This window comes from Picosynechococcus sp. NKBG042902, assembly GCF_963864045.1.
Classification (GTDB): domain Bacteria; phylum Cyanobacteriota; class Cyanobacteriia; order Cyanobacteriales; family MRBY01; genus MRBY01.
Window position 1 is genome coordinate 165,453 of the sequence record NZ_CAWLTV010000077.1, and the last position, 23,181, is coordinate 188,633.

Below are 23,181 nucleotides of genomic sequence, written 5' to 3' on the forward strand. Positions count from 1 at the left end.
GTAGCTCAGCCAGAAAAAATAATCGAGATTAAGGGCTGGGGTTGTCTCTTCCAGTGGATTGGCACGGGGGGATCTGGGCGGCAATAATGCCCACCATCAACCACCAGAGGGTATTGACCTGGGGACGATACCAAACGGTATCAAAGAGGCCCTGGATCAACAGTCCTGTCATCGCGGCGATCGCCCCAACTAACCATAGTCCTTCTATTTTATGCTGGGACTGAAAGTCTTTAAGGCTTTGTAAAGCTTGGCTAAAGATATTGATCAGCAGCCACACAAATGTGGTCAAGCCCAGTAAACCAGTTTCCACGGCGGTCTCCAGAAAAATTGAATAGGCACTCAGGGCCGAAAAACGACTTTCCATATACTGGGGGTACACCGCATTAAAGGCATCATGGCCTGGCCCAATCCCCAGCAGGGGGCGATCGCCAATCATCCGCAGCACCGCCAACCACACATTAATCCGGAAATTATTACTACTATCGCCCCGCCAGGAAAAAATACTCAGCAACCGTAGGCGAATGGCATCAACGCCCAATACCGCAATGAGTAGTAACCCCGCCCCAAAGCCGAAACAAAGGGGCAGCAACCATTTACGCCAAAAAGGACTGAGGCGATTGCCATACCAACTGTAGAGTAATAATCCCCCCACAACGGCCGCTCCCACCATCGCCAGCCAGCCCCCCCGACTATCGGTAAAAAATAGGCAAGCCGCATTGGTTACAAACATGACCGCTGCTAAAGTTTTCTGGATCTTGGTGCGCCAAATCAGCATCGCTACGCCACTAAAGGCGATCGCCCCCAGGAGATAACCCGCCAAAAGATTCGGGTTGCCTAGGTAACTGTAAACCCTAGTATCGTTGGCAAACTCCGACAAGGGATCATTCCAGGTGGCCAACTGTTCTACCCCAAAAAATTCCTGACGAATACCATAGCCGCTCACCACCAGGGACACCATTAAATACACCCAAATGACCGCCGCGAGAATTTTGGGCGATCGCAAGACCCGCGCACAAAACGCAAAGAAAATCAGATATAGCAACAACTGCACCAACCCAGACAGGGCGGCCCCCTTAACTGGCGACAAGACCGTGGCGATCGCCGCGATGCCCCCATATAGTGCAACCAAAAGATGAATTCCTGTCACTTGTCCCAGGGGCAGATCAGACAGACTTAGCAAAATCCAATAGCCCGCACAGGCCAACAGCAAAAATCCGATTAAGGTTGTCGAGACAAAGGGCGCTGCCACCAACAATACACAGAGAATCATTGCCCCCAGGGGTTCTGCCCATTGCAATAGCCAACTGCCGCCCCGCCAGCCCTGCAAAAGTCCAAACACCCGGTAACTGACACTGGCCCGTAACCAAGGCTCAAAGGGAAAGCGCAAAAAGAGAATCTGCTGCCACACTGCCGCCATGAACCATCAACCTCAGTATTGTGTAACTGTTCATTGTAAAAGAGATTTAGCCGTCGTCGTTCCCATACAACTCATCGAGGGATTGCTTTTCGTACAGATCTTTTAAATTTTGGTGCCGTTCCCGCCGGGAAGTCCGTCGATATTTTTTAGTTGCTAGTTTCGGCTCATGGATTTGTTTGCCCGCCGCTGTAATTTTGACTTTGAGGTGATCTTCTTCATCCCGTTGCTGCTGCTGGATCTCACGGTAGGCGATCGCCTCTTCGAGAAATTTTTCATAGATCTCATAGCGTTCCCAATCCCGTCCCACCGCACAGTTGGGTTCCTGCAGGTGTAGGCAATCCTTGAACTGGCAATTTTCTTGCTTGAGTTGGGCACGAATTTCTGGGAAATATCCCCCCAAATCCTGGGGCAGCACCGACCAATCCGGCTGATTAAACCCAGGACTATCAGCCAAAAGTCCCCCCTGGGGCAGCGGAAATAGTTCCACATGGCGGGTTGTGTGTCGTCCCCGCTGCAATTTGCCTGAAACTTCGCCCACCCGTAGCTCCACCTGGGGAATTAAGCGGTTGATCAGACTTGATTTTCCCACCCCCGAAGGCCCAGCCACCACGGTGATTTTATCCTTAAGACTGGCTTCTAGGGCGGCAATGCCAGCATCCTGGAGCACACTAAAAAAGACAGCCCGATAGCCCCATTGTTGGAGGCGTTCAGCCCAGGTCTGTTGTTCTTTTTTAGAGAGTAAATCTTGTTTATTAAGACCCAATAATAACGGCAACCCCGTTGATTCTGCTTTGATTAAGAAGCGACTCAGTTGCCAGGGATCAAGGGATGGTTCCGCTAGGGCAAACACCAACAAGAGTTGGTCAGCATTAGCCACAGGGGGTCGATCTAAAACGGTGCGGCGAGATAAAACCTGGGCGATCGCCCCCCGTCTATCTTGAAAATCAACTTCTTCAACGATGACCTGGTCTCCCACCATGACCCGTTGACCAATTTTTTTTAAGCGGGCTCGCCTTGTACAGAGCAAATGTCCTGCCCCAGCTTGGAGTTGCACATGGTAAAAGTTTGCCTGAACCGCCGTTACGGTTCCCTGGCAGTTCTCTGGGACTAAGCCACCACTCATGTCGCCGGACAACGTACCCATAATACGTAGTGGCCCTCCGGTTGGGCGATCGCCTTTTCTACCAAATACCCTTCCATCGTCAAACTATCAGGCACTTGCTCCATGGGTTCCCCCGCATCGAGCCACACTTCGAGCAGGGCATTGGCGGCCATTTTCTTGAGTTGTAACTTTGTGCGCACAAAATTAATCGGGCAGGGAGTCCCCCGCAAATCTAACCGTGCGTCTGCCTCTAATGTTTGCGGATTGCTCATTTGTTATGGAATAGGTTCCCCAATAACCCTTCAAAACCACCTTTGCTGTGTTCGGTTCCCTTTAATTTCGCCAGTTGGTGCAACAGTTCTTTTTCCTCTCGACTTACTTTCGTCGGAATCACGACTTTTACCGTGATTAGATGATCACCACGGCTCACTGGATTACCCAGTTTAGGCACCCCTTTTCCTTCCAACGTAAGCACTTTATTGGGCTGTAAACCAGCGGGAATCGTCAAATCTTCTGTACCATCAACGGTTTTAACCTTTACCGTATCCCCAAGAATTGCCTGGAGATAGCTAATTTCAATTTCCGAGAGGATATTAGTACCGTCGCGACGAAACTCTTTATCCGCATTGACGGCTAAGTAAACGTAAAGATCCCCAGGGGGGCCACCTTTAACGCCAGCATCGCCTTCCCGTGATACCCGCAGCCGTGTGCCACTATCAACCCCGGCAGGAATCGTGATTTTGAGCTTTTTCGTTTCTTGTTTGCGACCAGCACCACCACAGGATTCACACTTCTCGGCGATCACTTGCCCTTCCCCATTACAGGTCGGACAGACGGAAACCTGGGCAAAACTACCAAAGGGAGTGCGGGTCGCCCGCCGAACTTGGCCAGTGCCATTACAAGTGCTGCAGGTATTTGCCGAAGTACCAGCCTTTGCTCCAGAGCCACTGCACGTTTTACAGGTCTCTAGGTGGGGAATACGGATTTCCTTTTCGCCCCCAAAAATCGCTTCTTTAAAGTCGAGCTTTAGGTCTAGGCGGAGATCATCGCCCCGCATCGGCCCACTGCGTCGGCGGCCGCCCCCGGTGGCACCAGTGCCCATACCACCAAACCCACTGAAAATAGTCTCAAAAATATCAGCAAAGCCGCCCATGTCGCCATAGTCAGCCCCAGCAGCACCTGCCCCAGAGACACCAGCTTCACCAAAGCGATCATAACGGGCTCGGGTTTCTGGTTCCGAGAGGACTTCGTAGGCGCGATTAATTTCTTTAAATTTTTCTTCGGCCCCAGGGTCTTTATTCACATCTGGGTGATATTGACGAGCTAGACGACGATAAGCCCGCTTGAGTTCATCTTTCCCACAATCACGGGAGACACCAAGAATTTCGTAAAAGTCGCCTGCCATAAACCTTTTCTAATAACGAGCACAATCTAGCCTTTACCAATCTTAACTTGAACTGGGAAAACCTGAAAAGTGTTATGGGGAATAGATGTGTTATCTGGGTCAAGGTTTAGCCATAACCCAATCAATCAATGGTTTCATAATCCCCAGTAATATTGCCTTCGCCATTTTCAATGACAACACCAGCTTCGGTGGGAAATTCAATTAAATCATCGTCGGCAGTGGTTGGCACAGGGGTCACTGAGATAGGGCGATAGATCGGTGTATCGCCTTCGCGGTCATAGAGTTTTGAGCCAATGGCCAGGAGTGCTGTCTTAAAGTCTTCGAGTAGACGGCGAATTTCTGCGGTCGAGAAGGAACGGTCGGTAAAGGATTGTTCTAAAACAGCGCGTTTTTGGATTAGTTGGGTTTTAACTTCATTGGTTAACAATTCGCTATTTTCTCGCAGGGTGGCATCAAGGCTGTAGAAGAGGCTATCGGCTTGGTTTTGGAGGTCAACTACTTGGAGACGTTGGCGGTCTTGTTCGGCGTATTTTGCGGCTTCGGCGCGCATTGCTTCGATTTCAGCGGGGTCAAGGCCACCGGTATTGGTGATTTTAATGCCCTGTTCTTTGCCGGTACCGCGATCCTGGGCGGACACCTGCAAAATACCGTTGACATCGATTTCGAAACTAACTTCAATTTGAGGCAAGCCCCGGGGAGCAGGGGGAATCCCTGTGAGCAGAAATTTTCCTAGACTTTTATTGTCTTTTGCGAGGGCGCGCTCACCTTGCAGAACATGGATTTCTACAGAGGTTTGGCCGTCGGTGGCGGTGGAAAAAACTTGGGAATTGTTGGTTGGCAGGGTGGTGTTGCGGTCAATGATTTTGGTAAAGACTTCGCCGAGGGTTTCGATGCCGAGGGAAATGGGGGTGACATCAAGGAGGAGAACGTCTTTCACTTCACCGTTTAGGACCCCAGCTTGGATCGCGGCCCCAATGGCGATCGCCTCGTCAGGATTTACAGAACGATCAATTTGTTTGCCATGGAAAAAACCTTGAATCGCCTGCTGGACTGCGGGGATGCGCGTGGAGCCCCCCACCAAAATAATCCGATCAATATTATCGACCGTTAATTCTGCATCTTTTAGGGCTTGTTCTACGGGGCGGAGGGTCGCCTCAATGTAATCTTTGGCTAATTCCTCAAACTTCGAGCGACTCAAATCAATTTCAAAATGCTTAGGGCCAGTGTCATCAGCCGTGATAAACGGCAAATTAATGGATGTCGTAATGGTACTAGACAACTCAATCTTGGCCTTTTCTGCCGCTTCCCGGAGCCGTTGGAGGGCCATCTTATCGCTACTTAGATCAATGCCTTCGAGTTGCTGAAACCGTTCAACCATCCATTCCACAATGGCGTTGTCGAAATCATCACCACCCAGTTGATTGTTTCCAGAGGTCGCCTTGACCTCAAACACCCCGTCTCCCAACTGCAGGATGGAAACATCGAAGGTGCCGCCCCCAAGGTCAAATACGAGGATAAATTGTTCTTGGTCTTGTTTGTCTAGGCCATAGGCAAGGGCTGCAGCGGTCGGTTCATTGATAATTCGCAGCACTTCAAGACCGGCGATCGTTCCGGCATCTTTGGTGGCTTGACGTTGGGCATCGGTAAAATAGGCTGGCACGGTGATGACAGCTTGAAAAACTTCCTCCCCTAAAAATGCCTCTGCATCGGCCTTGAGCTTTTGGAGCACCATGGCTGAAATTTCTTGGGGCGTAAAAACCTGTTTCCGCACCGCGACATCAACGGTATCGTCCTTTCCTTTAACACATTTGTAAGGAACCCGACGGCGTTCTTGTTCCGTATCATCCCAGCGACGGCCAATGAACCGCTTAATACTATAGACTGTGTTTTCGGCATTGGTTACGCTCTGGCGTTTTGCCAATTGACCCACGAGACGAATATCGCTTTTGCCAAAACCGACAATACTTGGCGTAGTCCGTGCCCCTTCTGCGTTGGTAATGACAAGGGGATTACCGCCCTCAAGGACGGAAACACAGCTATTGGTAGTGCCAAGATCGATGCCAATTACTTTGCCCATGGTTCGCGGCCGAAAGACGATAAGGATTTTTTCAATACTACTGAAGATTTTGTCTGGGGCCAGGAACTACAACAGTTTAGTCTATAGGCCCCATCGCAAAAATTGGGTTTAACCCTTAACTTTCACTGGTGCTGGTTTCACCGCTGGGGGGTTCTTCGGGCGCGGCGGCAACCTTAACCATGGCATGGCGTAACACCATATCTCCTAAAAGATAGCCACGCACGACCTGCTCAATCACAGTGCCTTCTGGGTGCTCACTGGTGGGTTCTTGGAAGATCGCCTCGTGGAAATTGGGATCAAATTCTTCTCCCTCTGGACGCATGGCAGAGACACCAATTTTCTTCAATCCATCGACAAGTTGTTTATAAACCCCTTGATAGCTTTTGTGGATTGTCATTTCGCCATCGGTGGAGGGCTTGATCTGCAATCTAGCCCGCTCAAAGTTGTCAACGGCACCCAAGATTTCATTGACGGTATTGCACTTGATCCGCAATTCCATTTCTTCTTTTTCTTTGCTGGTGCGCTTGCGGAAATTTTCAAAATCGGCGGCAATCCGCATATATTGGCTTTTGAAATTTTCGGTTTGTTGACTTTGGGTACTGAGCTGTTGGCGCAGGGTACTGACCTCCTGCTGGAGAGCGGCAATGACAGCTTCTAGTTCGGCACCATCGAGGGGCGTGTCATCGACCTCCTGGTCAGGGGCTTGATCTGCCGTATCGGTGTTTGTTTCTCCTTGAGCTTCGATCGTTGTGGCATCCTCCCCAAGGTTAGACTCGATGGTTGTCTCGGGGGCCTCGTCGGAAACAGACTCGGGCGTGCTTCCTGGATCAATTGGGCTATCAAGATTTTTCGCGTCTTCTACCATGGTTGCTTGAACTAGTTGTTTTAGGATTGGCTATTGGGTTATATCGATGTTTTTAGTCGTTTCTATCCTAGTAGTGATGGTGGGCGATCGCCTAACCTAGAGTAAAAACATCAAATATAGGTCTTTTAACATTACCAAATGTAACATTGTCCCCTATGGATCCCGTCTTTCCCAGGTAAAAAGAATAAAACTTCAAGCAACCGCTATATTAGGAAGAAACAACCCTGGCATCGTAACCGACACAGACAGTTGCCATTATTAAGCCCCGACCGATCCCCTTGATCCCAAAAAGCAGATTCTTTCTGCTACATTCAGCATTGAACTACGAATCATCATATTGCCAACAACTATCCTGCTTTTCTTTTTTGCCTAGTCTGCCGTCATTTGCCAATGCTGTCTGGTTTTTCCTATGACCCACTCTTCCCTTCCCAAACGGACAAGAGCCCTTGCCCTCCGCAATGATTTCTCTCCTTTCGGCAACAAGCTCATTCAACAGGGAGTTGTAGACCATCAACAGATGGAAAAAGCCCTCGTTGAAACCCGGCGTAGTGGACGCCCCCTCACGGCCATTGTCGAAGAACTAACCGGGAAAGCCCTGTCCCCTGAGCTAGTCCGACAGTACAAAAAACATCATCTCTTTGAACTGAAGATCCTCTACGGTCTCAATTCCATTGACCCAGAAGTTCAAAAAATTGACATCGATCAGATGGGCGAGTTGATCAATTCCCTCGTGCCCGTAGAATTATGTCGCCGCCATCGTCTCCTCCCGATCCGGCGGGTTCAAGATGAAGTGATTGTGGCGATGGTAGAGCCCGATAACCTAGCCGCCCAAGATGATTTAAACCGTCTTTTTCGCCTGCAAAATCTGACGTTACGGCGCATCGTGATCACAGAAGACGACTATCGTCAGGTTCTAGATGGCTATTTAGAACAGCAAGTCCAGATTCAAATCCAACAGCAGGAACAAGCAGCCAAGGCCGCCGAAGCAGCAGAACTGAAAAAAGCAGTTGATATCGAAGATCTTGATCTCGGTGTAGCCGGGGAATTAGACGAGCAGGAAGAAGAAAGCGCTGACCTGATGAATGAAAATCAGGCTAGCTCTGCTCCGGTGATCAAACTTGTCAATAAAGTGCTACTTAAAGCTCTCCAGGAAGGGGCCTCAGATATTCACATCGAACCCCAAGAAAATGATCTGCGGATTCGTTTCCGTAAAGATGGGGTTCTGCAATATGCTTTTGATCCGCTGCCCAAACGGATTGTGCCAGCGGTGACGGCCCGATTCAAAATTATGGCGGACCTAGACATTGCCGAACGTCGTTCGCCTCAGGATGGTCGGATTCGGCGGGTGTTTAAGGGGCGCAAGGTGGACTTTCGGGTCAATAGCCTACCCAGTCGCTACGGCGAAAAAATTGTTTTACGGATTCTCGATAATTCTTCAACCCAGTTGGGCTTGGATTTGTTAATTACCAACCAAGATATTCTGGGGCAGGTGCGGGAAATGGCCCAGCGGCCATTTGGTCTAATTTTGGTGACGGGGCCAACAGGCTCAGGAAAATCAACAACTTTGTATTCAATTCTGGCGGAGCGCAACGAGCCGGGCATCAACATCAGTACCGCAGAAGACCCCATTGAATATACTTTGCCGGGCATTACCCAGGTGCAGGTCATCCGGGAAAAGGGGATGGATTTTGCGTCAATTTTGCGGGCATTTTTGCGGCAGGATCCAGATGTCATTCTTGTGGGAGAAACCCGGGATAAGGAAACGGCAAAAACAGCCATTGAGGCAGCTTTAACGGGGCACTTGGTACTAACGACTCTCCACACCAATGATGCTCCAGGGGCGATCGCCCGTCTAGATGAGATGGGAGTTGAACCCTTTATGATTTCCGGGTCACTCCTGGGAGTTCTGGCCCAGCGCTTGATGCGACGGGTTTGTGGGGAATGCCGCATCCCCTATCAGCCCACAGTGGAAGAGCTGGCACGCTACGGCCTTTCCAGTAATGATCGCCATCCTTTAACGGTGTACCGGGCCAATACCCTGACGCCAGAGCAAATCCAAATGGCCAAAGAAGCCGGCAGTCTCTGTCCTAAATGTGGCGGCGGCGGCTACAAAGGCCGGGTGGGGGTCTATGAGTTTATGCAAAATAGTGAAGAAATTGAACGGTTGATTAATACCGGGGCCACCACGGACATGATCAAAGAAGTGGCAGTGCAAGAGGGCATGTTGAGTATCTTGGCCTACAGTTTGGAGTTGGTCAAAGAAGGCCATACAACCTTTGAAGAGGTAGACCGCGTTACCTTTACGGATTCTGGCCTTGAGGCAGAACTAAAGGCGAAACGAAAAACGGGCCTGGTTTGTGACACCTGTAATGCTGAGTTGCAGCCGGATTGGCTAGATTGTCCCTACTGTATGACGCCCCGCTTTAGTTAAGACTCTTCACTCTCTGTTCCCTGGCGATCGCCTTTTGGGCAGAATAATGGCAGCGACAATCTTTCACCCCAACTTTTTTCTTTCCTATCCCAGGCGATCGCCCAAGGAGTAACAAGCCAATGGATTACATGATCGAAGACCTCATGGAGCAACTCGTAGAAATGGGCGGCTCCGATATGCACATCCAGGCCGGTGCCCCCGTTTATTTCCGAGTCAGTGGGAAACTTGGCCCCATTAATGACGAGCCCCTCTCCGCCCAAGATGCCCAAAAGCTCATCTTCAGTATGCTCAACAACACCCAACGCAAAGACCTAGAGCAAAATTGGGAACTAGACTGTTCCTATGGCGTGAAAGGACTCGCGCGCTTCCGGGTCAATGTCTACAAAGAACGGGGCTGTTATGCCGCTTGCCTGCGGGCCTTGTCCTCGAAAATTCCCAACTTTGATCAACTCGGTTTACCCGATATTGTGCGGGAAATGGCCGAGCGTCCCCGGGGCTTGGTGCTGGTTACGGGCCAAACGGGTTCTGGGAAAACCACCACCATGGCTGCGATGTTGGATTTGATCAACCGCACCCGTGCCGAACATATCCTCACCGTCGAAGACCCCATCGAATACGTTTTTCCAAACCACAAAAGCCTCTTCCACCAACGGCAAAAGGGAGAAGACACCAAAAGCTTTGCCAATGCGCTCCGGGCCGCGCTCCGGGAAGATCCAGACATCATCCTCGTCGGGGAAATGCGAGACCTCGAAACCATCTCCTTGGCTATCTCCGCCGCTGAAACCGGGCACCTCGTCTTCGGGACGCTCCACACCAACTCCGCCGCCAGCACCATCGACCGGATGTTAGACGTGTTCCCGCCGATTCAACAGCCCCAAATTCGGGCGATGCTTTCCAACTCTCTCTTGGCTGTTTTTAGTCAATGTCTGGTGAAAAAAGCGAATCCGAAACCCGGTGAATTCGGGCGCTCTATGGCCCAAGAAATTATGGTTGTCACCCCGGCGATCGCCAACCTGATTCGTGAAGGAAAAAGCGCCCAGGTTTACTCAGCAATCCAAACGGGGATGAAACTCGGCATGCAAACCATGGAGCAAGCCCTGGCGGGTTTAGTGGCCACAGGCACCGTTACCTTTGAAGAAGCCCTGTCGAAGAGTGGTAAACCCGATGAACTACAACGACTCGTTGGGGGAGCCTTGGGGGCTAGCCCAACCGCAAAACGTCGCTAAATAAATATTGTCAGTTAAGCTGGCAAGAGCACCCTTTATTCCATTTTTCCCAGTGAACGAAAGCCATGGCACAGTATGTCGCACAAGTTGTTGATCGCAACGGTCAAAAGCTAAAAGAAAAAATCGAAGCCAATTCCCCCGAACAAGCCCGCACCATGCTAGCGACGCGCTATCCAGAAGTGGGCAAGATCATGAAGCCGGGGGAAATCGATCTCTCGTTTTTAGAAGAGGCCCTCGCGAAAGTTTCCATCAAAGATAAAGCCGTATTTTCGCGACAATTTGCGGTGATGATCAATGCTGGGGTGGCGATCGTTCGTTGTCTAAGCATCTTGGGAGAAAACCACTCCAACATCAAGATGCGTAAAGCCCTCACTGCCATCAAGGCCGAAGTTCAGCAGGGGGTGAATCTTTCCGACGCGATGCGGCCCCACGAAGAATGCTTCGATACCCTGTATGTCAGCATGGTAGAAGCCGGTGAAATTGGTGGGGTGCTCGATGAAGTCCTGAACCGTTTGGCGAAGGTACTCGAAGACATGGCCAAACTGGAAAACCAAATCAAATCAGCCATGACCTATCCAATGGCCGTGGCATTTTTGGCGGTGGCGGTGTTCTTTGGGATGACCGTCTTTTTGATTCCGGTTTTTGCCGATATTTTTGAAAGTATTGGCACAGAACTGCCGGCTTTAACGATCATCATGATGGGGATCAGTAACTTTCTGCGGACTAGCGAAGGGTTATTGCCAATGCCTTTTGGGAATGTGCTCCTGATGATTATTGGTGCCAACATTCTCTTTTTTGCGATCCGCCGTTATTACAACACCGAAATGGGGCGGTGGCAAATCGATTCTTTGTTACTCAAGTTGCCTCTGTTTGGGGATTTGCTCCGGAAAAATGCGGTGGCTCGGTTCTGTCGGATCTTCGGGACATTAACCCGGTCTGGGGTACCGATCCTCAATTCCTTTGATATTGTCGGGGCAACGGCGGGGAATGTGGTCATTGCCAAGGCGATTAATGATGCCAAGTCTGAAATTCAAGAAGGGGGGATGTTAAGTGTTGCCCTCGATCGCGACCGGGTTTTTCCGATCCTTGCGATTCAAATGATGACCATTGGTGAGGAAACAGGGGAATTAGATAGCATGATGATGAAGGTGGCAGATTTCTACGAAGATGAAGTAGAGCAGACGGTGAAGGCGCTGACCAGTATTTTAGAACCAGCGATGATGGTGATTATTGCGGCGATGGTTGGTGTTATTTTGCTCTCGATGTATCTGCCGATGTTTAAGGTATTTGAAGATTTGGGTTAGAGCAAACGATGACTGGACAGCAAAGTCAGTATGAAACGCTTTTAGCGGCCTACAGTGATCGACAAACGGCGATCGCCTTACTGAAGCAACATCGCCCTTACCTTTCTTTGGTGCCCAGTGTCCGGCGTCCTGAGGGAAGTTTAATTGTGATGCCGCTGCCGGTGATGCGCCACCTCAGCAGAAATGAACAGCATTCCACTCCAAAAACCTTGATTTTGCCCTGTGATCTGGCGATTTTGACCTGTGATCCGGAGTGGCAAATTAAGCTAGATGCCGAAATTATGGTGTTTATTCATCGGCCTGGGGAAACTTTTTCAGAGCTATTGCTGCGCTGGCGTCATACCCAGGTTTACCTTGATCAAGATTACGAGTGGTTATTGCCAGAGTCGGAGGCCCACATGATCAGTAATCTTCCGGCCCAAATTCACCCTCTGTTTGTGGTGTTCCCGACAACCCCTGAGCACATTATTAAGGGACTTACGGGGGCGCATCTCCCCTTTGTTCTGGGGGAATCACCGTTTCCTGAACCGGAGTCTGTACCTGAGGTTTTCGTCACAGAGCATTAATGGCTGAGAAATTCGGCAATGGCTTGGGCGATCGCCTTTGTGCCCGTTTTATCGATGGGTTGATTGCCTTGGGGCGGTTGGGGTGATTCCCGAAGAAAATCCCAATCACCCTGGGCAAATTGCTCTGGATCTAAAATTTGGTGGTAGCCATATTGTTGGAGGTTTTTAATTAAAATTGGCCCTTCGGCAAAATCATCCCTAGGCAAGGTCACAACGGGAAGATCAAGGCGCAGGGCTTCGGCGTAGGTACTAAAGCCCGGTTTGGAAATAATGCGATCGCACAGGGGCATGAAGTCAACGGGGCGGTATTGGGTCTCAGTAATTTTGCGGAGATTTGCTAAATCGGGGGCGTTCCGGTCGAAGCTAATAAATTGATAATCAGGAAATTGCGCCAAGGCTTCATAGGGCATTCCGGCAAAACCGAGGCCGCCAAAACTGAGAAGAATAGTTTTTTCCTTGGGATGAGTTAATTGAAATTTTTCCCGTAGGATTGCTAGATCATATTGCGGATCGCCGCCCGTCAGTCCCACATTGGTAACGTTTGCAAAATTCTCCATGGGTTCGTGCAGCGGTAAACGAAACAGGCGATCGCCTTCACGATAAAGCTCTGTAATCCAATCGGCTTCGGGAATAAATTCTCCACCCCAAGCACGGTAAATAAAATCCCAACCAAAATTTCCCATACACCAACAGGGAATCTCCGCACCATGGGCAATGGGAATCGCCAGGGGCGGCAAATCAGCTAAAACCAATTGGGCGCGGTTCAACCGTAAAAAGTCCACTTCACCCGCAATAATCCGGGGCGATCGCCGACGAATTTCCCGCAATTTCTCTAGGGTCGCGTCGTAGTCCATGGAGAAACTGTCCGCCTGAATCACCCCCACATCCAAGCGTTTTGGCCGTTGAATAAAATCCCCTTTGACATAACTGCGAATCAAGCAGTGGGGCGCTGTCGTCACAAAAATCAGCAATACATCGGGCAGTAATTTCTGTACCTGGGTCGCCACCGAAGCCACCCGCACCACATGGCCAAACCCATGACTCGTAATCGCCAAATACAAAACAGGACGCATAGAACCTTCCGCAATCGTTGAAAACTATTAGACCATGGGGGGCTGGGTTAAACCTTTTAGGGAAGTCTGAAGCTGATCATCCGTGAGATTTTTTCCCTGAACCAAGACATAAAAGCCCCCTAAACCCATAGGATCGATCAACTGATGGAGGGCATCCCGGCGGCGAAACAGAGTCATCACATCGGTAGGATTTTGGGATAAAGCATTGAGGCGATCGCCTAACCCTAAAGCCATCAAAAAAAGTCCCTGTTGCGTTAAACCTAAAGTTGCTAATCCTAGAGATTCGCCATAGTTTTGGAGGCTGGTAAAATCCACATGGGCTGTTAGATCCTGCTCGCCTAAATTAGCGTAGGGATTATCGTGGCGACGGTGCTGAAAATAACATTGCAAAGTGCCCTGAGACCGTTGGGGATGATAATATTTTTTCGCTGGATAGCCATAGTCAATGGTGAGAATATAACCGGTTTTTAGTTTGGTCTGTAGCTGCTCTAACCAACTCAGCATCTCTAGATTAACTTCTGTGCGATAACCATCAGGATAATTAGAGAAATCAATATTTAAGTGATCAAAATAAGCTTGAATCTCTGGTGTAGATAGAGAATCCTTCACTTCTTCCAATGTATTTTGAGCGGGATTATATTGAACGTAAATCTCCTGATGTTTCCCGGCATTCACTGTGACTAAATGTACCGGAAAGGCATCAAGCAATTCATTAGAAATAAAACAGCCTTGAATACTATTTTCTGGCAACTCTGACCAATCGCACCATTGAATTTTGCAATAGGAAAACCCCGCTAATTTTTCCTGTTGTTGCTGGCGGAGAGCCGGGGATTTTTCAATAATATAATATTTAATTTCTTCAAGTTCTTTTGGATAATGCTGCTGGAGGTAAAACAAAATATCCTTCGCCAAATCGCCCTTGCCTGCTCCCATTTCGACGATCTGAAACGGCGATCGCCCCAAAATTTGTTTCATTTGGAGCAACTGTTCTGCCAATAATTCCCCAAAGTCTGGGCCGAGGGATGTGGCCGTAAAGAAATCTCCCTGGGCACCGATCGCCACTTTCCCGCTACTGTAGTAACCTGCCGTGGGATGATAGAGCGCCAATTCCATAAACTCTGCAAAGGTGAGGCGCTGGTGCGGTGCGGTCTGGAGTTTTTCCTGGAGGATCGCCAAAAGGGGAGAAGCCATGGACAAGTCCGTTAAAATGATGTGCGATTAGTGTATGCTGCCGCCTTTTTGAGGTGCAACCTTTTACCTGTGAAGTCTTCTATCTCTCCCACTGCCCCGCGACCGTCATTTCTTGCTTCCCTATGGCAATTTTCCCGACCCCATACGATTATCGGCACGAGTCTGAGTGTTTGGGCCTTGGCGCTGTTGGCGGTGACCCCTGAAACATTTTCCTGGGGCTATGGTCAGTCGGTGCTTGGTGCTTGGCTCGCTTGTCTGGCGGGCAATGTCTTTATTGTCGGCCTCAATCAACTGACGGACATTGACATTGACAAAATTAATAAACCCCATTTACCAGTGGCGGCGGGACATTTTTCTCGAAAAACAGGTTGGGGTATTGTCTGGTTTTGCGGAGCTTTAGCGCTGATTTTGAGTGCTTTTAGTGGTTTATGGCTTGGGGTGACGGTGTGGGGGAGCTTGGCCATCGGGACAATGTATTCTCTGCCCCCAGTGCGCCTGAAACGGTTTCCCCTACTCGCAGCGATGTGTATTTTTACGGTGCGGGGTGTGGTGGTGAACCTTGGCCTTTTTGCCCATTTTCAGACGATGTTACAGAACCCAGTGGTGATTACGCCGACGGTATGGCTGTTGACGGGGTTTATTATTGTGTTTACGGTGGCGATCGCCATTTTCAAAGACGTACCGGATCTAGAGGGCGATCGCCAATATCAAATCACAACCTTTACAATTTTGTTGGGTAAAAAACGGATTTTTCAGCTTTCGTTGGGGATTATTTTTGCTTGCTACGCCGGTATGATTGTCGGTGAAATAACGATGACCACCAGTTTGAATCAACTGCTATTTATTGGGTGTCACATTATCCTGGGTGCTCTGCTGTGGTGGCGTAGTCGTCAGATTGATCTTGAATCGAAAAAATCCATTGCCAGCTTTTATCAATTTATTTGGAAACTCTTCTTTCTGGAATATCTTTTGTTTCCCCTCGCCCATTGGCTTTAAAATCATTGTTGTTTTAGCCAGTTTTTAATCAAGGCGATCGCCTCTATTTTGTCTTGGACTTTAACCATTTGTGATTGGGGAATTTTTTGGGCAAACAATAGCGCTTGGTGGGAGCCTTGATCGGCTGAAACAATTAACGTAGGTGCAGTTAGCTGAGACAATTCAGAGTTTAGATATTCTGCCTGAATTTCACTGGGATGCCGCTGAAACAAAAGTCGCCGACTGGCCGGATATTTAAGCAACTGTTGTCGATAGTTAAGAAGTTTTTGAATCTTTTGACCGAGGCCAATTAGCTTACCTAGGGGGTAGAGTAATTTAAGTCCCCAAGGCAAAATTGGAATTGGTAATAATAAGCATTTTTCAAGGAAATAACCAGCATTATTGGGGGCTTCAAAACCGATGGGAGAAAGTAAGACCAAACCTTGAATTTGTTGAGGATTGTTCAGGGCGTAACGAGTGGCGACCCAAGCCCCAAGGGAATCTCCCACAAAATATATTTTCTTAAGATTTAACTGACTAAAAAATTCCGCTAAAATTTCACTTTGCCATTGAATAGACTGGGACGAAACTGCTGGATCAGAATCCCCAAACCCCAACAAATCCGGCGCAAAGCATTGATAATCTGGCCCTAAATTTTCAAAAAAATCTAACCACTGACTACCGTCGCTATATTCCCGGTGAATAAAGGCGATCGCCTTTCCTTCTCCTGTTTCTCGCCAAAAAATCTGGCCTTGATTTAAACGTAGGCGTCCATTCCGAACAACACATCCCATAAATATTTTTTGATAATCTTTAGCGAGGGTTTTTGAGCGATCAACTTTTGCGTGGATAAATTCTCCAGAAACGATGGATTGGCTTAACCTTTCATTTGTTGCTTTTTCTCTTTTTTGAGATCTCGCTTGCTGGCCGCTTCAATTTCGGCATCCATGAGGGTCTTACCCGTAGCCGCGAGATAAACGTCATCCAAACTAGGCCGCGCTTGACTCAAGCTAAAAATGGGCAGTCCAGCCGCTTGAATGCTTTGCTCAATGGTGCTCAGGTGATTGCCCTGGCGACTCACCACCAGATTCAAAGAATTCCCTTGGGAGCCATTAATAATCACGCTCTCAACAAAATCCAAGGCCGATACCACTTCTTTCGCTTGTTCGGCATTCTGGGCAGAGGTAAATTCTTCGATGCGTAACGTAATGCGATCGCCACCCACTTTATCCTTGAGTTCGTTGGGGGTGCCGTTGGCGATGACTTTGCCCTGATCAATGATCGCGACACTATCGGCGAGGGCATCAATTTCTTCAAGATAATGGCTGGTGATAATGACCGTTGTGCCCGCTGCCCGCAGTTGCCGCAGAAAGTCCCAAACTGCAACGCGACTTTCGATATCGAGGCCCACCGTCGGCTCGTCTAGAACCAACACATCTGGCTGATGGAGCAGACCTGCCGCCAAATCCAAGCGTTTGCGCAAACCACCGGAGTAAGTGCCTGTTTTCTGGTCAGCGTAATCGGTTAAACCTAGGGCATTAAGGAGTTGTTCCACCCGTTGGGGAATAAAGCTTTTCGGGAGATGGTAGAGGGCCGCCTGTAAATTCAGCAGTTCCCGCCCGGTAAGAATTTTGTCGATCGCCACTTCCTGGGCCACATAGCCGAGCCGTTGTCGCACTGCTTTCGGTTGGGTCAGAGCAGAAATACCGCAGACTTCGATCTGGCCTCCGTCCGGTTGGGCGAGGGTACAGAGACAGCGAATCGTCGTCGTTTTGCCTGCGCCGTTTGGCCCCAAAAGCCCAAATATTTTTCCTTGTTCCACCGTGAAGGAGACATCCTTTACCGCTTGGGTGGTGCCGTAGCTTTTCTGGAGGTGGTCAATGGCAACCGCAACAGTCATGGTCGGGGGAGTCCTCGCAATGGTTCGTCAAAATACTCAGTTGTGTATTGTATCGAAGTTCTTTACAATCCGTATTTTTCGCAGACTTGATCGCCAATAAATTGTACCCAGGGTTTGAAGACGGGAATCAGTTCTGCCCGACTCGCCGTTAAACAAGGAAAAGGGCGATCGCCATAATTTTTGCCGATTTCTAAAGGAAACATCGGGTTCGGTTCGAGGGGTTCAATGGCTCCCCCAGCCGCCTGGATAATCGCCCACACCGCCGCAATATCCCAAATTTTCGACGTCGCTTCCACTCCCCCTAGGGCCGCCCCCGAAGCCACGATTAAAACGTTATAGCTGGCAACCCCCATCAAGCGAATCTTACAAGGGAAATTCGGTTGAGCTGCCACCGCCGTACTGCGGGCACAGAGGTTAAAAATATGGTTTAGGCTCGGCTCGTCGTCGCTGGTCTGGAGCGGTTCGCCATTACAAAACGCCCCGGTCGGCCCCGTTAAACCGGAGTCTCCGTACCAATAGCCATGGAAGGATTGGCGCAACCAAGGGAAATGCACATAGCCAAAAACAGGGGTGCCTTTGTAGAGTAGCCCCAGGGAAATGCCCCAGATCGGAATGCCCCGCGTAAAATTCGTTGTGCCGTCAATGGGATCAATCACCCAACACCAATCATTTCCAGGCAAAATATGCGTTTTTTCTTCGCTGAGAATGCCATGGTCAGGGAAGGCTGTGGCGATCGCCTGACAAATTTCTCGATCAGACCACCGATCTGCTTCCGTCACCAAGCTACCATCGGCCTTGCGAACTGCCGTGAGCTTCCCAAATTTTTCCGTTAATTCTGCGCCAATCCGGTGACTTGTGTCCGCCGCAAAGGTCAAAATGTCCGTCCAAAATAATGCATCAACCATCGGTGTGCTAGATCCAGAAACGTTATCCCAGTCCAAAAAAGGCGATCGCCACTGAGTCAATCAATACCTCGTCTGGCTAAACAACCATAGCCCAAAACCCTGCAATCTCGCTATCTCTAGACAAAAAAATCCTCCCTCTAAAAAAGAAGGAGGCAAATTATCCTCTCTTTGAGGGAGGTGCCGAAGGCGGAGGGTGTTTCCCTTGAGGGGAGTTAGAGGGGTGTCTCCTTGAGGGAGGTGCCGAAGGCGGAGGGAGGGTATTCTCCAAAAGGGTGTTAGCGGACAGTACCAGCCAGTTGATCAACACGAATCGGCTTCATCAGATAGAGACTAATGAATTGGGTTGCGTTAGAGAGATAAGCAGGTAACTTCTTCAACAGCTTCACAGGCGCAGGCGCATCGCTGGCATCAATTTCCCGCAGTTTTTCGCCGTTCTTGACGCAGGTTTCTAAACGCTCGTAGAACTCAGGCTTTTCGACATCGAGAATGATCGGGAAAACCCGGCCAGCGGTGTTATTGGTTTCCCAAATCACTTCCTTGTCAAATTCCCGCGCATTCAAGCCGATGGACTCGTAGAAGCCATGGCGCTGGGTATCATTGAGGTACATCGTCGCAAAGACAGAGAGCAAGAAGAAACGGCACCATAACCGCGCTTTCCAGTCATTAAGGATATTGGGCTGGGTTTTCATCAGCGCATCAAAGAAATCCCCGTGACGGTTTTCGTCTTGGCACCAATTTTCAAAAAACTTGAAGATCGGATAAATGCGGTCTTCGGGGTTCTTTTCGAGGTGACGATAAATCTTGATGTAACGCCAGTACCCAATTTTTTCCGAAAGGTAGGTAGCGTAGAAAATAAATTTCGGCTTAAAGAAAGTATAGCTGCGGCTCTTGGTGAGGAAACCGAGGTCAAGGGACAGGTTAAAGTCCGTCATCGCTTTGTTGAGGAAACCAGCGTGGCGCGCTTCGTCCCGGGACATGAGATTAAACCCTTCAGCCAACAGGGGATTCTTGTCTTTGAGGCGACGGCCTAATTCTTTGTAGAGCAAGAAGCCGGAAAATTCAGCAGTACAGGAGCGCTCCAGGAACTCGATGAAGAGTTGCCGGGTTTCTCCTTGGATATGGTCGAAGGAGATATCAAAAGACTCATCCCGAACAAAGTGATGACGGTTGTAGTCCACGCGGAATTCTTCGATGATCGCTTCCATCTCTTCTTCGTTGACGGAAAGATCCATCTTCGCCATTTCATCGAAGTCGGTGGTGTAAAAGCGGGGAGTCAGGATAGTTTCCTTCGCCGGAACCTTCACGCCGGGGCGCAATTCCTCTACGCCAGCAGATTTGTTAACAGTGCTTACCATATCTGTAATGTTTATTGCTTCCGTTTTTTATGGGGATCAGTCTCTTTTTTGCCAAATATAACCGCGTGAGACTTGGGGTTTTGATTAGGTTACAGTCTAACAAGCTCTACACCAGGGTTTAAACCCTTTTTTGTGAATAGTTGATACACATTGTTACAAAATATTGCAAGATAAATCGCGAAATAAAGGCGATCGCCTTCTGGGATCGATGACCCAATGAGTACAATTAAATTGTAGAATTTGCGCCCTTAAAAGTTGTGATAAAGCCAAAATCACAGGATATCTGCCAAGTCCGCTGTGTTAATACGGATTTGGTGGCCCAAGCCAGTGAACAATTACCAGAGGGTGATTTACTCGAAGAAGCTCAGATTCTCTTTAACGCTTTAGCCGACAAATCCCGTCTCAAGATCCTGGCCGCTCTCAGTACAAGTGAAGAACTCTGCGTGTGTGACATTGCGGCTTTACTCAACATCAAAATTGCCACGACTTCCCATCACTTACGAAAATTACGCGATCTCAAAATCCTGAAATATCGGAATGAAGGGAAACTAGCCTATTACTCCCTCCGAGATCAACGGGTTGCTGAAATCCTGAGTCACGCCCTTAACAAACTTGCACAATAAAACAAATCAACTTCAACTTGATCTGCACTTATCGGCAAAAACATTCTAATATTAATTTGAATATCGAAATGTAAAACCAAGTCATGGATGATAATTGCTGTCAAGCTAAAGCTTGTGCGTTGTCGAAACTAAAGCAACAACAAGCAAAAGTACTTTGGGTCGTGTTGTTTATCAACGCAGCAATGTTTCTGGTCGAGTTTGGGGCTGGGATTCGAGCGGGTTCCCTCTCTTTAACTGGAGATTCTTTGGATATGTTGGGAGATGCCTTGGTCTATGCCAGCAGCCTGTATGTCATTAACAAGAGTGTGCAGGCCCAGGCTGGAGCCGCATTCCTTAAGGGAGTCATTATGTTTTTGTTTGCGGTTGCAGTGTTTGCAAGGGCAAGCTACCAATTGTTCGCAGGCGTTAGCCCGGAAGCTTCCATCATGGGCATGATTGGTATTGTCGCGTTATTCGCGAATTTACTCTGTCTACTGCTTTTGACACGTCATCGCAACGATAATCTCAATATGTCTTCTGTTTGGTTGTGTTCCCGCAATGACATCATTGCCAATACATCCGTGTTAATTGCTGCCGGATTGGTGTTTCTCACGAATTCTAATCTGCCAGATTTGTTGGTGGGTTTTCTCCTGACCTTTGTCTTCGCCAAATCAGCCAGTAAAGTTTTGTCGCAATCGTGGCGAGAAATGCAACAACAATAACTAGAAAAAAAAAAGGCTGATCCCACATCATGGCAGGATCAGCCTTTCTTAAAATCACTAACATTCACCCTTCAGGTGTTGGGTCATGCCTAGAACATTAGCGTTTTGCCATTTTCTTCGTTTCCACTTTGCGAAGACGGATAGATTCAGGCGTGACTTCTACGAGTTCCCCAGGGCCGATATATTCGAGGGCGCGCTCTAGGTTCATTTCCATGGGGGCTTGTAACTGAACTAGTTCATCACCACTGGCAGCCCGATGGTTCGTGAGCTGCTTCGCCTTACAAACGTTTAGCTCTAGATCTTGGGGACGGTTGTGCTCCCCGACAATCATGCCTTTGTAAACCTTAGTGCCTGGGGTAATGAAAAATTGACCGCGATCCTCAGCGTTCTTGAGGGCATAGAAGGTTGCTGTGCCTTCTTCAAAGGCAGTGATGACGCCGTTATAGCGAGTGTCAAAGTCGCCACAGAGGGGTCGATATTCCAAGAAACTATGGTTCATGATCCCAGCACCGCGCGTGATCCGGATAAATTCACCCCGGAAACCAATCAAACCACGGGCGGGTACCACAAATTCGAGTTGAGTCCGTCCACCTGCGCCAGCTTGCATATCTTGCATTTCCCCTTTGCGCTGACCGAGTCGTTCGATACAGCTACCCACCGCTTCTTCCGGGACATCGAGCACAAGGTATTCAAAGGGTTCACAGGGTTTGCCATTTACTTCGCGGTAAATCACCTTGGGCTGGGCCACTTGGAATTCGTAACCTTCCCGACGCATGGTTTCAATCAAAATACCCAGGTGCAGTTCACCCCGACCGGACACAGCAAAGCTATCGGCGGACTCGCCATCTTCGACCCGCAGGGCCACGTTGGTTTCGAGTTCTCTTTCGAGGCGATCGCGGATTTGGCGAGAGGTCACAAAAGAACCTTCCTGGCCCGCAAAGGGAGAATTATTTACAGAGAAGGTCATCTGTAATGTGGGTTCATCGACCTTGATCAGCGGTAAAGCTTGGGGATCTTCAGGGGACGTCACCGTTTCCCCAATATTGGCATCGGCAAACCCAGCAACAGCGACGATCATCCCGGCGGTTGCTTCTTCGAGTTCAACGCGATTTAAGCCTTCAAAGCCCATCAGTTTAGCCACTTTTGCCTTGGCAATGGTGCCATCTTCCTTGACCAGGGCTGCCTGTTGTCCCGCTTTAATCGTGCCGTTGTGGAGACGACCGATGACAATCCGGCCCAGGTAATCGGAGTAATCAAGGGTCGTAACCTGCAACTGGAGGGGCTTGTTAACATCTCCGGCTGGCGGGGGAACGTGCTGCAAAATCGCTTGGAAGAGGGGTTCCATATCTTCGTTGGTATCGTCGAGGGATTCCCGGGCGAAACCAGATAAACCAGAGGCATAGAGAGTGGTGAAGTCACATTGATCGTCATCGGCACCGAGTTCAACGAACAGATCAAAGACTTTATCAACGGCGGTTTCAGGATTGACGTTGGGGCGGTCGATTTTATTAACGACAACGATCGGGCGTAACCCTTTTTCGAGGGCTTTTTTCAAGACGAAACGGGTTTGGGGCATTGGGCCTTCGTTGGCATCGACGATCAAAATACAACCGTCTACCATGCCGAGGACGCGCTCTACCTCACCACCAAAGTCGGCGTGGCCAGGGGTATCAACAATATTGATCAGAATGTCGTTGTAACGGACGGCGGTATTTTTGGAAAGAATCGTAATACCCCGTTCCCGTTCGAGGTCATTGGAGTCCATCACGCAATCGGGGATGTCTTCGCCTTCTCGGAAAATGCCGGATTGATGTAAGAGAGCATCAACAAGGGTCGTTTTACCGTGGTCAACGTGGGCAATAATCGCGACGTTACGAATGGGAAGAGACATAAATTTTACGGATGGTTCCTAAGACCTGTAAATTTTTTTGACAATTTCTGCCCAATTGTAGCCTAATTATCATCTTTCTTAATATTTAAGTTGTGAAGTTTCGGCTATTGGACGGGCGAAAAATCCAGGGTAGCACCGTCACGGCCAAGATTTACGAGATAAATGTGCGGAAAT

General features: G+C 49.1%; 20 protein-coding genes. 7 read left to right on the plus strand and 13 right to left on the minus strand.

Annotated elements, in window-relative coordinates; genetic code table 11:
- Positions 1-28 precede the first annotated feature (28 nt).
- From AACR41_RS15915 to grpE, 6 genes are all read right to left on the minus strand, one after another.
- A complete protein-coding gene (locus tag AACR41_RS15915; RefSeq protein WP_030005930.1) occupies positions 29-1,417 on the minus strand; it encodes an IctB family putative bicarbonate transporter in 1,389 nt (462 codons plus the stop codon).
- Positions 1,418-1,463: 46 nt separating this feature from the next.
- Positions 1,464-2,561, minus strand: a complete 1,098-nt coding sequence (gene rsgA / locus AACR41_RS15920; protein WP_030005931.1) for a small ribosomal subunit biogenesis GTPase RsgA — start codon at positions 2,559-2,561, stop codon at positions 1,464-1,466.
- Positions 2,537-2,791 carry a sulfurtransferase TusA family protein gene (locus AACR41_RS15925; protein WP_030005932.1) on the minus strand — a complete coding sequence of 85 codons (255 nt, stop codon included), beginning with the start codon at positions 2,789-2,791 and terminating at the stop codon, positions 2,537-2,539. Before AACR41_RS15925 ends, rsgA begins: the two co-directional genes overlap by 25 nt.
- Positions 2,788-3,924, minus strand: coding sequence for a molecular chaperone DnaJ (gene dnaJ, locus AACR41_RS15930; protein WP_030005933.1), 1,137 nt, complete (start codon positions 3,922-3,924; stop codon positions 2,788-2,790). Before dnaJ ends, AACR41_RS15925 begins: the two co-directional genes overlap by 4 nt.
- A 121-nt stretch (positions 3,925-4,045) precedes the next feature.
- Positions 4,046-6,001: a molecular chaperone DnaK gene (dnaK, locus tag AACR41_RS15935; protein ID WP_030005934.1), complete on the minus strand. Its 1,956-nt coding sequence runs from the start codon at positions 5,999-6,001 to the stop codon at positions 4,046-4,048.
- 115 nt (positions 6,002-6,116) lie between these two features.
- Positions 6,117-6,866 (minus strand): nucleotide exchange factor GrpE, encoded by a 750-nt coding sequence (gene grpE, locus AACR41_RS15940; protein WP_012306324.1) that lies wholly within the window; start codon positions 6,864-6,866, stop codon positions 6,117-6,119.
- 409 nt (positions 6,867-7,275) lie between these two features.
- Between grpE and AACR41_RS15945 the strand changes: the two genes are divergently transcribed.
- From AACR41_RS15945 to AACR41_RS15960, 4 genes are all read left to right on the plus strand, one after another.
- The gene (locus tag AACR41_RS15945; protein ID WP_030005935.1) at positions 7,276-9,297 is read left to right on the plus strand and encodes a GspE/PulE family protein; all 2,022 of its coding nucleotides are present in this window, start codon (positions 7,276-7,278) and stop codon (positions 9,295-9,297) included.
- 119 nt (positions 9,298-9,416) lie between these two features.
- Entirely contained in the window at positions 9,417-10,523 is a 1,107-nt protein-coding gene (locus AACR41_RS15950) for a type IV pilus twitching motility protein PilT (RefSeq protein ID WP_012306326.1), read from the plus strand.
- A 65-nt stretch (positions 10,524-10,588) separates the two neighbouring features.
- Positions 10,589-11,827: a type II secretion system F family protein gene (locus tag AACR41_RS15955; RefSeq protein ID WP_012306328.1), complete on the plus strand. Its 1,239-nt coding sequence runs from the start codon at positions 10,589-10,591 to the stop codon at positions 11,825-11,827.
- Positions 11,828-11,835: 8 nt separating this feature from the next.
- Positions 11,836-12,393: a hypothetical protein gene (locus AACR41_RS15960; RefSeq protein ID WP_030005936.1), complete on the plus strand. Its 558-nt coding sequence runs from the start codon at positions 11,836-11,838 to the stop codon at positions 12,391-12,393.
- On the opposite strand, the gene AACR41_RS15965 is transcribed toward AACR41_RS15960, so the two are convergent.
- Together AACR41_RS15965 and AACR41_RS15970 are read right to left on the minus strand one after the other, a co-directional pair.
- Positions 12,390-13,466: a hypothetical protein gene (locus tag AACR41_RS15965; protein ID WP_030005937.1), complete on the minus strand. Its 1,077-nt coding sequence runs from the start codon at positions 13,464-13,466 to the stop codon at positions 12,390-12,392. The genes AACR41_RS15960 and AACR41_RS15965 overlap by 4 nt on opposite strands.
- Positions 13,467-13,493: 27 nt before the next feature.
- A complete protein-coding gene (locus tag AACR41_RS15970) occupies positions 13,494-14,657 on the minus strand; it encodes a class I SAM-dependent methyltransferase (protein ID WP_030005938.1) in 1,164 nt (387 codons plus the stop codon).
- A 69-nt stretch (positions 14,658-14,726) separates the two neighbouring features.
- On the opposite strand from AACR41_RS15970, the gene AACR41_RS15975 reads away from it, so the two are divergent.
- Complete coding sequence (locus AACR41_RS15975; protein ID WP_045441410.1) at positions 14,727-15,653, plus strand: homogentisate phytyltransferase; 927 nt, start codon at positions 14,727-14,729, stop codon at positions 15,651-15,653.
- Between the two features lie 2 nt (positions 15,654-15,655).
- Here the strand turns inward: AACR41_RS15975 and AACR41_RS15980 are convergent, their stop codons facing one another.
- The 4 genes from AACR41_RS15980 to acsF all read right to left on the minus strand — a co-directional run bounded on the left by AACR41_RS15980 (position 15,656) and on the right by acsF (position 19,792).
- Positions 15,656-16,426, minus strand: coding sequence for an alpha/beta fold hydrolase (locus tag AACR41_RS15980; protein ID WP_030005940.1), 771 nt, complete (start codon positions 16,424-16,426; stop codon positions 15,656-15,658).
- A gap of 83 nt (positions 16,427-16,509) precedes the next feature.
- Positions 16,510-17,532, minus strand: a complete 1,023-nt coding sequence (locus AACR41_RS15985) for a daunorubicin resistance protein DrrA family ABC transporter ATP-binding protein (RefSeq protein WP_030005941.1) — start codon at positions 17,530-17,532, stop codon at positions 16,510-16,512.
- 62 nt (positions 17,533-17,594) lie between these two features.
- A complete protein-coding gene (locus AACR41_RS15990) occupies positions 17,595-18,437 on the minus strand; it encodes an inositol monophosphatase family protein (protein ID WP_045441381.1) in 843 nt (280 codons plus the stop codon).
- Between the two features lie 275 nt (positions 18,438-18,712).
- Entirely contained in the window at positions 18,713-19,792 is a 1,080-nt protein-coding gene (gene acsF / locus AACR41_RS15995) for a magnesium-protoporphyrin IX monomethyl ester (oxidative) cyclase (protein WP_012306336.1), read from the minus strand.
- A 257-nt stretch (positions 19,793-20,049) separates the two neighbouring features.
- On the opposite strand from acsF, the gene AACR41_RS16000 reads away from it, so the two are divergent.
- Positions 20,050-20,415 carry an ArsR/SmtB family transcription factor gene (locus AACR41_RS16000; protein WP_030005943.1) on the plus strand — a complete coding sequence of 122 codons (366 nt, stop codon included), beginning with the start codon at positions 20,050-20,052 and terminating at the stop codon, positions 20,413-20,415.
- Positions 20,416-20,498: 83 nt separating this feature from the next.
- On the plus strand, positions 20,499-21,116 hold the full coding sequence (locus tag AACR41_RS16005) for a cation transporter (protein WP_030005944.1): 618 nt from the start codon (positions 20,499-20,501) through the stop codon (positions 21,114-21,116).
- 97 nt (positions 21,117-21,213) lie between these two features.
- On the opposite strand, the gene typA is transcribed toward AACR41_RS16005, so the two are convergent.
- Complete coding sequence (gene typA, locus AACR41_RS16010) at positions 21,214-23,007, minus strand: translational GTPase TypA (protein ID WP_030005945.1); 1,794 nt, start codon at positions 23,005-23,007, stop codon at positions 21,214-21,216.
- Positions 23,008-23,181 lie beyond the last annotated feature (174 nt).